Origin of the sequence: Sphingobium sp. (genome assembly GCF_035511395.1) — a bacterium.
Lineage (GTDB): Bacteria > Pseudomonadota > Alphaproteobacteria > Sphingomonadales > Sphingomonadaceae > Sphingobium.
In genome coordinates, this window is record NZ_DATKFP010000095.1 from 46069 (window position 1) to 59256 (window position 13188).

A 13188-nucleotide genomic window follows, 5' to 3' on the forward strand; every position below is an offset into this window, starting at 1 on the left:
CGCCAGATCCCGGCTCGACACAACCGCCGTTGTAGACAAGGCAGCCTCCATGCGGCAGCGCCAGATAACTATTCTCCCTCTTGAGAACGACTGCATTCCATCGAGAAGCCGTGTCGAGCGCAACCGCTGAAGGATCGGTTTCCACTTCGCACGTCGGCATCTATTTGGGACAAGTCCATCCGATCGACATTGGCCTCCATAGCGGCATCACGCGCTACATTGCTCTCTCTGTCCATGCCGAACGATCGTCAATTTCCCCGGTCAATGCATCTGCTGCATCCCACAGCTCCTTTTCCGAAAAATGGATGTACGGGGTAAATGATCCCCATTTTGCACGCGCCGCTCTGAAAGCCATCACGGATATTTCTCTGTGCCGTCGAGTTGAATGGACTGAGAGGAGCCAGGAAAGGTCATGAATCACAAATGCGTGATAACGTCGAAGTGCTGACACTTATGGCTGGCGAGATTTCGCTCCTTCGCGATCTTGCTACCCAGAATATAGGCGATCCGAGCTGGATTTTGGTGCGAGCTTGCGCCGACCATATGCAGGAGATCATGGATCATTTCGCGGGCGATGAAGGCCATTTGCGCGGCGAAATGCCCTGGTGGCGCAAATTTCAGGAACGGTCCTGACATCTTCCTCGATCAGCGCTGCCCTCTCCTATCGACCGCAATTGCAGCTTCATCATTTCATACGTCAACCGCACTTCTTCTTGGTTGACATCGGCCGGCGGTGCCCGTGTCGGCGATGGGATCGAACATTAATGAAAGCACAGCGTCGGCGGCACTCGCTCATGCACGCCATCGCTCCCAATTTCGATGATACTTCACATGCTGGAAGCGCCCCTTCTCGCAATTTTATCCGAGTTTAATGGAATCCTGCCGCAAGTGCGATGCCGCTTGCGGCGTCAACCTTCACCGAACGGTCTCCCTCAACCTCGTCTGCACTTTGCCGCAGTGTGACCCCAAATTCTCATTCATGCGTTAGGGCGTACGATAGCGGTATTGGGACAGTGAGGAGGAAAGCAAAGTTATGTTGGATGGGTCACGATAATGGCTTCCGACGAGAAGCCGTCGCCGCGCCGGCTGGGAACGGCCGCCGCACTGATCTGCGGCATCGTCCTCGCCCTCTTCATCGTCATATTTGTAGCCAGAAATGTCTGGCACGGCGAGGAACTGGAGCAGGACCAAGCTACTGGCAACAATGTTGCGACCGAACATACCGGACCATCTTATAGCGGGCGGCCCTGAACCAATTGCGATGGCGTGCTCCAGCTTCGTCCGGGGAGTAGGGTGACGGGCTTCTCTGGCTCCACGAAGCAATATCCATGGCCGAATTTTGGAAGCATGGACCTGCCAGACCGCCTGCGCGTTGGCGCGCCATGGTAATAATGACGAGAGGGGCGCGCACGCGGCCGACCGCGGCAGTCTTGATTGGGCTATGCCTGGCGGCACTGACGTGCCTTGTCGTCCTTGCGACATTTCCTGTCGCGATCTTCAAGGACAGGATAGCCCGTCACATCGGCTCTCGGCTCACAACCGATGTTTCTATAGGCTCTATCGAACGGCGCGAGGCTTTCTCATTCACGCCAACGATTCTGATCCGGGATCTGAAGATCCGGCAACCGCGATGGGCAGGCACCGGTGATATGGTTCAGGCCCGATCGGTGGAAGTCCGTATCTCGATCCTGTCGCTCATCACCGGCAGCGGCGGACGGCCGGACAGCGTCTTAGTTCGTGGGCTATCGCTTGCACTGGTGCGCGATGCATCCGGCCGGGCGAATTGGAAAGGAAACAAAAATCGCCAAGGCAGCGACAAGGAAGGCACTGACCTCAAGACCCTGCTCGTTCCCGACGGCCACATATCGCTAAGGGATTCAAAGCGTGCCCTAGCGGTCGCCGGTACCCTCATTTCGGACCGAAACGGCTTCCGCGTCGACGCAATCGGGCGCTTTCATGATGCGGCCGCCCATCTGGTAGTGAGAGGCGGGAGAATTGCGGGGAGCAAGCCTGATGCCGACTATCCGCTAGCATTAAGCCTCCATTCGCCTCTGCTAGATCTCACTGCTTCGGGTAGAACGCGCGGGCCGCTCAACCTGCGGTCAATGACGCTCGACATCCATGCAAGGTCGCCAAACCTCAAATATCTTGACGATGTCATCGAAGCAGGCCTGTTCGGTACCGCACCAATTGATTTGCGCGCCAAGGTCCGCCATGCTGGGCAGAATTGGCTCGTCGAGCGCATGACAGGGCGTATCGGTCGCTCTCCGCTTATTGCGAAAGCCGATATACGCAAACGCGAAGGACGCACCAAGATCAATGCAGATGTACATTTCAGCGCGTTCGATTTCGATGACCTATCCGATGCACAGGGCAAAGCCCAGGCCGATGCGATCGAAGCAAAGATCGGCCCGCGGATTCTCCCCGGCACACGTATCAATATATCCAAGGTAGGGCCGACCGATGGTACAATCCACTTTCGCGCGGATCGCCTCTTGCTTACAAATTCGGTGTTCCGGTCGCTGGCCGGCACAATCCGCTTAACAGGTAAACTGCTCACTATTGAAAACATCCGAGCGAACATGGCGAGCGGACGGATGACTGGCAGTGCCCGTATCGACCAGCGCGGCGGCATCGCCAAGCCGCATTTCGCGATGGACCTTGTCTTTACAAATGGTCGTCTTGAAACCCTTATCGGAACCGAGGGGGCATCCGGGCCGCTTGGCGGCCGGGTCGCCTTGTCGGGTGAAGGAGACACAATTAGGGAAGCACTCGCCAAATCTGATGGTCACGCCGGAATGGTGGTGCGAAACGGACATGTTAAACGCACATTGGCGGCCGTACTAGGGCAGGATCTTGGCAAGGCAATCGGCGCTGCGCTGCGCGACAAGGAAGCTGAGGTGCCGTTGCGCTGCCTCGCCATCGACTTCGTGGCGAGGGGCGGCATCCTTACCCCATCCCCTTTTTTGGTGGATACGCAGATATCATCGGGCATCGGCCAAGGGAGCATGTCACTCGCAACAGAACGCATCGCGCTCACCATCACAGGTCGTTCAAGGGATCCCAGCCGCCTTCGCCTTGTCGATCCGATTTTGGTAAGCGGCAGTTTCTCTGCACCAACACTGAGCGCCGCCGGCGATCCTCCGGGCAACAAGGTCGGCGCCGGCTCCATCCTCAAGGCCGTCGGCAAATCGATCGGCAGCGCGCTCGGGCTTGCGAAAAAGCGCAATCAGGGTGAACAAAACGCACCTCCCACTGTCGATTGCGCAGCGATGGAGCGGCAAATATTTCGTGCGCAAACGTCGTTGCCCTGAACAGTCAGTGGGTCAGAGCGGCTGTGACCGATATCGCGATATTCTCCGATGTGTTGGTCATGACGGTCCGATCATCACCGTCATCACCCTGCACAATGCCGGCTACTGGCGCAATCGGTGCCGTTGGTGACGCTTTCATACCGGCATCGCCACCAACGGCAGATGGGTCCATGAGTGTTTTGCCTTCTGTCGAACTCAGCACACCGCTGGTAGCCGGTCTGAAAAATGGATGCGCGAGAACCGGTCGAAGCTCTTGAAGAACAGCCATGTGGCCGAGGCTATGGCTTACATGTTCAAGCCACCGAAGTAGGTATGCATGTTGTTCCTTTCGAAAATCCGCTGACGCTGGTCAGGCGAGCGCGAAAGGTGCGACTGCCGAGGCGATGGTCAGCGAACTGCTCATTAGCGTCAGGCCGAGGATGGTGAGTGCCCATAATGCTCCTTTATGCGTGGTCTTCATGTTATCATTCCCTGTATTGCAAGGCCCCCGTTGGGCCGGTGCACTGCTTCTGACGGTTCATCGTGGAAGCAGCGGTGGAACTGCGCGTGGAAATTGGCGTGGAAATTCGCTTATGGTAAATTTCCCCGGTGACAAGGTCAGAGCATCAGGAATTGAACCTCAACTTGTTGGGGCCGATCACGCTCAGGCGGGATGCGGCGGTCGTGCAGCTCCCAGCGTCGCGCAAAACGCGCGCGCTGCTTGGCTATCTCGCTGCAATGGACAAGCCGGTGCGACGCGAGCAATTAACCAGTCTATTCTGGGAAGTACCCGACGATCCGCGAGGTGCATTGCGCTGGAGCCTCTCGAAACTACGCCCACTGGTCGATGAGCAGGGTCGATGCCGGCTGGAGGCCGACCGCGATAGCGTCCGTCTGAATTGCTCCGAACTTCAGGTCGACTGGTTTGTCCTGCGTGACCTGGCGGCGAGCGATGTACCCAACCAGTCGGTGGAGACAATGACCGAAGCCCTTGCAGAAGGCGAGTTCATGGAAGGGTTGGACCTTCCCGATTGCGAAACCTTTCACGGCTGGCTGATCGCCATGCGCGAGGATTCGCGACGGTCGCAAGTTGTGCTGCTGCGTGAACTGGTGGGGCGCGACCTTGCCGAACCGCGAGCGCTGGCATTCGCTCGCCGCTGGTGCAAACTCGATCCCTATGATCCCATTGCATGGACGAGTCTGATCGACCGGCTAGAACGTGCCGGTCGACGTAATGAGGCGGACGAACAGCGTGCGGCCGCGCGTCGTACGATGGAAGGATTAAATCCGCCGGCCGTGTTCGACCTGCCCCAACGTAAACAGGCAGGCCAGCTTGCGCTATCAGAGGGCGAGTGTGACTTGCCCTTGCAGCAGATACGCTTCTGCACGGCTCGGGATGGCACTGGCCTTGCCTATTCCGTGTTGGGTGATGGGCCGCCATTGGTAAAGACCGCCAATTGGCTCAATCATCTCGAACATGATTGGGACAGCCCAGTATGGCGCCATTGGATCAGGCATTTCGGCGCATATCGCAAGCTGATCCGCTATGACGAACGGGGAAACGGCCTGTCCGACTGGGATACAGCGGAAATCAGTTTTGAGGCTTTTGTCGACGATCTGGCGTGCGTCGTCGACGCAGCCCATCTCGATCGTTTCGACCTTCTTGGCATTTCGCAGGGATGCAGTGTGGCCATCGCATATGCCGTCCGCAATCCCCAACGGGTGCGCAAGCTGATCTTATATGGCGGTTACGCGAGCGGCTGGAAAATACGGGGTTCAAGTGAGGAAATCGAAACGCGCGAAGCCATGATCACCCTGACTCGAACAGGATGGGGACGAAATAACCCCGCCTTTCGTCAGCTCTTTTCTTCTTTGTTCTTCCCCGATGCGCTGCCGGCCGAAGTGGAATGGTTCAACGAACTCCAACGCGTTTCGGCTTCACCAGAGAACGCCGTCCGGCTCCAGCTAGCCTTTGGCATGGTCGATGTGCGGGGCTATCTGGACCAGGTGCGCGCACCAACACTGGTCCTTCACAGTAACTTGGACGCCGTTGTGCCGTTCGCCTGTGGCAGGACATTGGCCGCGACAATTCCCGACGCGCGATTCGTTCAACTGGAAAGTCGCAATCATCTTCTTCTTGAACATGAGCCTGCTTGGCCGAAGGCTTCAGAAGCGATAAAATCGTTCCTGGACTGACGGCTGTTCGCCGGGTCGTCAAATATTGGCTGCCGGATGTTCGTCGAGGGATCCCATAGTGAGCTAAGCTATCAGCAAGTGCGGATCATGATCCGTTCCGAATATCTGTATAAGGGGATCGATGTAAAGGACGTTGATCACCTGAGCCAAGGCATAACCAACGAGCGTGTTAACGTGGCCGGCGCAATGAGGGTTGCCACGGCAAACGAGCTGAAATTTCAACGCTCATAAGACCTCTTTTTTCTGTAATATATTCAGATTTTTTTTCATTCCACCAATATATCGTGATGACTCGACCGGGCTTGGACTGCCTCTGCTTCCATCTTCTCGGAGCTCCGGTTCCATGGAAAGGACCGGCAAAATACTCTCCTCCCGATTTGTATTAAAACACGAAAATCAGCCAGTTGAGACGCATCCTACATGCATTTGATTTATGTTAATAATAACGCTTTATCGCATCTCTATGTACTTATTATAAAAATCATTTAGTGATTCGGACGAAAAGGAGAGGAGAATCTATCGCTAACGCCGGGGGGCTTATGCGTCGTGATGCTCGTAAGTTGTTGGAAAAGCTGAATCGTAACGATTTCAGCTACAAGATGTTCGATGACTCGTTTTCCGAGACAGAATTATGGCCGATATTTGAAGCGGTTCTACGCGATTCTGCGATTGTTGGTGAAATTCCTGTCGCTGTTTCGTCTTCGCAAGGCGGTTTGGCCGCCACAGACGGTCTTACGCAGCCAGTCACCACAGAGGCACCGACAGTCTCGAATCATATCTTCGGGCAATATGGTGCGCCTGGGCGGCCACGGGCCAAGGACGTTGATCTGGGTACCTTCTTCAAACGCTTTTCGGAGAAGGACTGATGGCCCTTATCATGGTCCAGTCGCCAAAAGGCGGCGTCGGCTCGACATTTCTTGCCGCCCAGCTTTCCCTTCATCTCGCCAGTAAGGGGTATGAGGTCAACGCCCTCGATTGCACTTACCAGAATTCACTCAAGATGCATTTCGGCTTTACCCCAACTCAGGCCGTGCCGGAGGTGAATTCTGTAGATGACGAAGCGCTGGTCGGATTCGGAGTCAAGCTTTTGCAGGGGTATACGTTCACGCGCGCTCTTGCCACGCGGACGGATGCCGTACGGGCGCTCGAAAAATTGTTCGACCGGGAGCATGTCTGGATCGTGGATGTCGCGTCGGAAGACAGGCATTTGATCGATATGCTGATGCCGCACTGCGCGCTGCATATCTGCCCGCTATTGCCGACGGCCGCATCGCTGGCAACGCTGAACAAGCTGAATCCGACCGTGCCGACGATGAAGCTGGAGCGGACGGTGTTCGTCCTCAACCAACTGGATGACAGGCAGCGCCTGTCCCGGCACAGCCACAGCTTCATCCGTGACCTGTTCGGCGATCAGCTGCTGGCGACCATCCGCCGCGACGAGGCCGTGAACGAAGCGCTGGCGCGGTTCGAACCGCTTCCCAAATATGCGTCGACAAGCGCTGCCTTGCAGGATCTGCGTCACTTTGCCGCCAGGGTGGAAGAGCGGATCGGTCTGACACGTCTTCCCGAAGCGGTCGAAGCCAAGAGCATAGGAGAGGTGTAATGGCCGACCGCAAATATCTCACGCCGCAGGGTCTGCTGAGCCTTGCGGTGGGTCTCTTCGTGCTGTCCGTGGCAATCGTCGTCGTCACCGTTCCACTGGACCTCGGATCGCAATGGCTCTTCGCGCTGACCACCATGGCCGGCGTCATGCTGTTCAATCGATCGCGCAGCCAGCGGGCAACCGTCGCCATCGGCCTGCTGTCGCTGCTGGTTTCCACACGATATCTGTTCTGGCGTACCACGCACACGCTGGAATTTGACAGCTTCCCCGCGGCCCTGCTGGGCAGTGGCCTGTACCTCGCAGAGCTTTATGCCTGGATCATCCTGATCCTGGGCCTTTTGCAGACCAGTTGGCCGCTGGAACGTCCGGTCGTGGAAATCGAAGGCGATCCGGAAAGCTGGCCAGTCATCGACGTCTATATCCCCACCTATAATGAAAGCATGGCGATCGTCCAGAACACCGTATTCGCGGCGATGGACATGGACTATCCCAAGGATCGCTTCCACGTTTACATATTGGATGATGGCCGGCGGCCCGAATTTCGCGCTTTCGCGCGTCAGGCCGGATGCGGTTATCTGACCCGGCCGGACAATCTTCATGCCAAGGCAGGTAATCTCAATGCTGCGATGAAGCGGACCGACGGCGAACTGATCGCGATCTTCGACTGCGACCATGTTCCCACGCGCGCCTTCCTGCAAATGACGGTGGGCTGGTTCCAGAAGGACGCCAGGCTGGCGCTGATGCAGACACCGCACCATTTCTATTCGCCCGATCCGGTACAGCGCAATCTGGGCAATGTGAAGGAACTGCCCGGTGAAGGCGACCTGTTCTACGGCGCCGTGCAGAAGGGCAATGATCTCTGGAATGCGACCTTCTTCTGCGGTTCCTGCGCCGTCATTCGTCGCGCAGCGCTGGAGCAGACCAACGGCTTTGCCGGCGAGACGGTGACGGAGGACGCACATACCGCGCTCAAGCTTCAACGGATGGGCTGGAACACCGCCTATATCGGCATCCGCCTGTCCGCCGGCCTGGCGACGGAGCGACTGGTTCTCCATGTCGGCCAGCGCATTCGCTGGGCCCGTGGCATGACGCAGATCATGCGGATCGACAATCCGCTATTCGGACGCGGCCTCAATTGGCATCAGCGGCTCTGTTACCTGAATGCGATGCTGCATTTCCAGTTTCCGCTGCCGCGCATCGTGTTTCTCACCTCGCCGCTGGCCTATCTGATCGCGGGGCAGAACATCATCCACGCGTCGGCCGCGCTGATCTTTGCCTACGCTTTGCCGCACCTGTTCGTTTCGACCGTGTCGAGCGAGCGTATACAGGGCGGCGACCGGCGTCCCTTCTGGGGTGAAATCTACGAAACTTTGCTCGCCTTCCATCTGGTGAAGCCGACAGTCCTGACGTTACTCAATCCGCGCAAGGGCAAGTTCAACGTGACCGACAAGGGCGGGTTGCTGGACCAGACCTATTTCGACGCGACGACGGTTCGGCCGCACGTCATCACCGCACTGTTGCTGATCTTCGGTGTGGCGTTCGGCTTCACCAAGATGCTGTTTCCGCATCTGTTCGAGGTGCAACTCGATACGCTGATGCTCAATACGGCGTGGGCGACCTTCAGCCTGCTCATCCTCATCGCGGTCATTTCGGTAGCGCGCGAAAGCCGACAGGTTCGCAAGGACATCCGCATTGCCGCACGCATGCCCGTCACGCTCTATTTCGACGACGGCTATGTGGTCGATGGGACGACGGTGGATATCTCCCTCGGCGGCCTTTCCGCCGAGATGCCGGAGAATTTCGTCCTCAACGGCCGTGCCGTGACGGACGTATCGCTGCCCATGGGCGATGAAACGTTGACCATCCCCGTCGATACCGTGCGGATGGACGAAGGTCGGGCAAAGATGCGCTTCCAGCCGCTCGATATGGTCCACGCCCGCCATCTGGTGCGAGCCGTCATGGGGCGTGCGGACGCCTGGCAACCCGACAAGCCTTTGGAGCCTGTCGCCGGGCTTAAATCCATCAAGGATATTTTCGCCGTGGATATTGCTACCATTCTCGACATCTGGCGCCTGCCGCGCCGCCGCAAGAAGGCTATGCGAGCCGTGGCCACAGCGGCCGCTGCGGGGGCGCTCGCTTCCACGTCTGCGCCCGCCGCCCCCGTCGTTCCGGCGGCCGCACCTACTGCTCAGGCGACCATCCCGGCGTCGAGCGGCAAGGCGCAGCGCCTGCTGCTCAAGGATCTTCAGGTCAAGGATCCGATCCGCCTTGCCGGCACGCGCGGCGAATATGGCATTCCTTTCGGTCTGCGCAGCAACCAGGTCGTCACCAATGCGTCGCTGACGCTGGCCTTCAACTTTTCGCCTTCCCTTCTGGGTGATCTCAGCCAGATCGTCGTGCTGCTGAATGGCGAGGTCGTGTCTGCCCTGCCGCTGCGGACGTCCGACGGCACGACGCAGACGGTCAATGTCCCGATCAACCCGGCCCTGTTCCTGCCGGGGGACAATCAACTCAACCTGCGATTCATCGGCCATTATACCCGCGATTGCGAGGATCCCTTCCACAGTTCGCTCTGGGCCAATGTCAGCAATTTGCGGTCGGCGCTCAACCTGACGACGCAGTCCCTGCCGTTGCGGCCCGATCTCGCCCGACTGCCGGCGCCTTTCTTCGATCGAAACGACAATGTCGCGTTGAAGCTGCCCTTCGTCTTTGCCGGCAAACCGACCAACGGCGAACTGGAGGCGGCCGCCGGCACGGCAAGCTGGTTCGGCGCTATGGCCAGCTATCGCGGTTATTCCTTCCGCCCAAGCTATGGCCAGATCCCGACCGGCAATGCGGTGGTGTTCATGACGCCGGGTCGGAGGTTCGCAGGCATCGCCATTCCGGCATCCGGGCCTGCCGTCACGATCGTTGCCAACCCTTCGGACAGCGAGGGGCAGTTGCTGGTCATCAGCGGCAACGACGAAAAGGAATTAAAGCAGGCCGCCGCAGCGCTCGCCATCGGGCGCGGTGTGCTGGGCGGATCGAGCGCAACACTGGATGGCGTGCGCCTGCCAGCCTATCCACGCTATTCCGCGCCGCGCTGGCTGCGGACCGACCGGCCCGTTCGTCTGGGCGAGATCGTGCAGCGTTATTCATTGCAGGGCATCGGCCTGCCGCCCGGCCCGCTCAGCGCCGGTTTCCATGTCGCTCCGGACCTCTTCTTCTGGCCGCGCCAGGGGCCGAATCTGGATCTGCGCTATCGCTATCCTTCCGCGCCCTGGCTGGACAAGTCCAAGTCCCGGCTCGACCTGTCGATGAACGGCCAGTATTTGACGACGCTGCCGCTGACCGGCGAACATTGGTGGGATAAATGGTTCGGCGGCGGAAAGCCGACGGCCTATACGTCACGCGCCGACGTGGTTCTACCACGCTATGACCTGTTCGGTCAGAACTCGCTGGTGTTCGACTATAACCTGCTGGTCCAGTCGAAGCAGCGGTGTGAGGGCATGCTGCCCGACAATGTCCGCGTCGCGATCCTGCCCGACAGCGCGATCGACCTGACCCACGCCTATCATGCGGCGCACATGCCCGACCTCGCGACGTTCGCCGGCGGTGGCTATCCCTTCACCGTGCGTCCCGACATGGCGGAAACCATCGTGCTGCTGCCCGGCGATCCGACACCGGGCGCGATCGAGGCGTTTCTGAACGTCATGGGGCGGTTCGGCGATGCGACCGGGGCACCGGCCATCCGCCTCAGCGTCACCCGATCGGTCGAACAGTCGCGTATGGAGGGCAAGGACATATTGGTCGTCGGCCCGCTCCAGATCGCCCAGTCACAGTCGCTCTTTTCCGGAGCGCCTGTCTTCTATCAGAATGGCCATCTGCGGGTGACGGAACGGACGCCCGTGGAGCGGGTGTTCGACCTCTTCTCGCCTTATGACCGCAGCGACCCGTCCTCTGTCGAAGGCTTTCTCTACGGATCGGACAATTTCAGCGGTATTGTCGGCTTCCAGTCGCCCTTCGACACCGATCGCAGTGTCGTCGCGCTGCTCGCCAGCGATCCGGAAGCATTGCCGACATTGGTCAATGGTCTGAGCGACACTAAGATCAACGCACAGGTCCAGGGTGATCTGTCCGTCGTAGATGGCGAAGGCATGGCCAGTTTTGCGGTCGGCGACGGCTATTGGGTCGGATCGCTGCCGTTCTGGATGAAGATCGCCTACTGGATGAGCCAAAGGCCCATCCTGATCGCATTGGGTGGTCTTCTGGTCGCCTTCCTGATCTCCGCTCCGGTCTATCTGCTGTTCAAACGGCAGGAAGCCAAGCGCCTTGAAGCGGTGAAATGACGATGAAGCATCAACTCTGTTTCGGCCTGCCCCTGCTGGCGGTCGCCATGGCACCCATGACCGTCCAGGCCGAGGTGCCGGGCGTTGCGCCATTGCTCAAGCAGGCCCGCTACTGGCAATCAAAAGGCCGCAACGACCTGGCGCGACAGGCCTATAATCGTGTCCTGTCGATCGACCCGTCCAATGCCGAAGCGAAGCGCGGTCTGGCTGGCAACGCGCCGCAAACCCCTGCTAAGCCCACCGCACAGGCAGCCGCCAAGCCCCAGGCCGTGCGACCGGCTACACCGGCTCCGAACACGACGGCAACTGCTCCGGCACGACCGGCACGTTCCAATCGTGGCGGTGACGCGCGGGCGGCGGGCTTCCGTGCGCTGGAAGCGGGACAACTCGATACGGCGGCCGCGCGCTTCAGAACGGCGCTTTCGAGCAATCCCAACGACGGCGACGCGATGGGGGGCATGGGTATCGTTCGTCTGCGCCAGTCGCAATTCGCTGAGGCGCGCGATCTGCTGAACAGGGCGTCGCGGCTTGGCGGCGTCGGCAAATGGGCCGAAGCGTTGGCCTCTGCGCGTTTCTACGCTGATCTGGATGCGGCCCGCACGGCGCGCGATGCAGGTGATCTTGCGCAGGCGGAACGGCTGGCGTCCGGGCTGGTCCAGTCGGATTTTCGCGACAAGGGACCGGCCGTTTCGGTCCTCGCGAATGTCTATGAACGGCAGGGCCGATATAATGAGGCGGCGGAACTCTACCGCAAACTCGGAAAGGACGGCACGGGTGCCGCCACCGCGCAGGCGAGCGCAACCCGTAACGAGGCACGCGCAGCGCTCGACGCCGGCGACACCGCCCGTGCGGAGCAGTTGCTGCGCAGCGCCATGGGCAGTTCGCCCGACGATCCATGGGTCGCCTATGATCTTGCGGGCCTTCTTCAGCAGCAGGGCCGCGTCGCGGAACAGGATGCATTGGTCCGGCAACTGGCCTATTCGAACAAGGCCGAGCCGCTTTATGCCGCTGCCCTGATACTCGACCGGGCAGGCCGGACCGGCGATGCGCAGGCCGTCGCGACGCGTATTCCCGAAGGACAGCGCACAGCCGAAATGCGCAACTTCATGTCAGGCCTCGGCGTCTCCGCCACGATCGATCAGGCCAAGTCCTTGGCAGCGCGCGGTGCTCAGGGACAAGGACTCGCCATGTTGCGCCAGGCGTCCGAGGTGCGCGGTCTTTCAGCCGATCGGATGGGTGCGCTTGCATCGGGAATGCTGGAACTTGGTGACGCCCGCGGCGCGAGCCTGCTGGCAGCGCAGGCGATCGACGCCCCCGCCACGGATCCAGATGCGTATGACGCCGCAGTACGGGTTCTCGCAAAAACCGGCCAGGACGGACTGGCAATGAGTGCGGTTCAGAAGGCATCCGGTCTGGCCGGGCCGTCGGTTCAGGCGCAACGGAGCCTCGGCAATCTTCGTGCGACGCTGGCTGCATCGCAGGCGGACCGCATGCGGCAACAGGGGCAGTTTGCGCCCGCCTTCGACATCTTGCAAGCAGCGTGGAATGAAGCGCCCGGTAATGGCGAGATCCTCTCCACCCTTGCGCGGCTTTACCAGTCGGGCGGGCTAAACGCCCAGGCTGCGCAGACATTCCGGATGCTCCTGGCGCAAGAGCCCAATGATCGCGACGCCATGGTCGGCCTGATCGACACGGCAGCAGCGGCGGGGGACTTCGATACGGCGCGCGCCGTCGCGCAACAGGCTATACAGACACATCCAGCCGACTA

Annotated in this window: 9 protein-coding genes; 8 read left to right on the plus strand and 1 reads right to left on the minus strand. The window is 59.6% G+C overall.

Annotated features, from left to right (window positions below; translation table 11 throughout):
• Positions 1-423 precede the first annotated feature (423 nt).
• From VMR39_RS05935 to VMR39_RS05945, 3 genes are all read left to right on the plus strand, one after another.
• Complete coding sequence (locus VMR39_RS05935) at positions 424-633, plus strand: hypothetical protein (protein ID WP_325415075.1); 210 nt, start codon at positions 424-426, stop codon at positions 631-633.
• A gap of 420 nt (positions 634-1053) precedes the next feature.
• Entirely contained in the window at positions 1054-1251 is a 198-nt protein-coding gene (locus tag VMR39_RS05940) for a hypothetical protein (protein ID WP_325415076.1), read from the plus strand.
• 77 nt (positions 1252-1328) lie between these two features.
• Entirely contained in the window at positions 1329-3314 is a 1986-nt protein-coding gene (locus VMR39_RS05945; RefSeq protein WP_325415077.1) for an AsmA family protein, read from the plus strand.
• Positions 3315-3318: 4 nt separating this feature from the next.
• On the opposite strand, the gene VMR39_RS05950 is transcribed toward VMR39_RS05945, so the two are convergent.
• Positions 3319-3582: a hypothetical protein gene (locus VMR39_RS05950; protein WP_325415078.1), complete on the minus strand. Its 264-nt coding sequence runs from the start codon at positions 3580-3582 to the stop codon at positions 3319-3321.
• A gap of 344 nt (positions 3583-3926) precedes the next feature.
• Here VMR39_RS05950 and VMR39_RS05955 point away from each other — a divergent pair, with 344 nt between their 5' ends.
• From VMR39_RS05955 to VMR39_RS05975, 5 genes are all read left to right on the plus strand, one after another.
• Positions 3927-5489: an alpha/beta fold hydrolase gene (locus VMR39_RS05955; RefSeq protein WP_325415079.1), complete on the plus strand. Its 1563-nt coding sequence runs from the start codon at positions 3927-3929 to the stop codon at positions 5487-5489.
• Between the two features lie 539 nt (positions 5490-6028).
• Complete coding sequence (locus tag VMR39_RS05960; RefSeq protein WP_325415080.1) at positions 6029-6355, plus strand: hypothetical protein; 327 nt, start codon at positions 6029-6031, stop codon at positions 6353-6355.
• Positions 6355-7092: a cellulose synthase operon protein YhjQ/BcsQ gene (locus tag VMR39_RS05965; RefSeq protein ID WP_325415081.1), complete on the plus strand. Its 738-nt coding sequence runs from the start codon at positions 6355-6357 to the stop codon at positions 7090-7092. Before VMR39_RS05960 ends, VMR39_RS05965 begins: the two co-directional genes overlap by 1 nt.
• Positions 7092-11420 (plus strand): UDP-forming cellulose synthase catalytic subunit, encoded by a 4329-nt coding sequence (bcsA, locus tag VMR39_RS05970; RefSeq protein ID WP_325415082.1) that lies wholly within the window; start codon positions 7092-7094, stop codon positions 11418-11420. Before VMR39_RS05965 ends, bcsA begins: the two co-directional genes overlap by 1 nt.
• Positions 11421-11422: 2 nt before the next feature.
• Positions 11423-13188: tetratricopeptide repeat protein (locus tag VMR39_RS05975; protein ID WP_325415083.1), on the plus strand; the 1766-nt coding region annotated here is incomplete at its 3' end.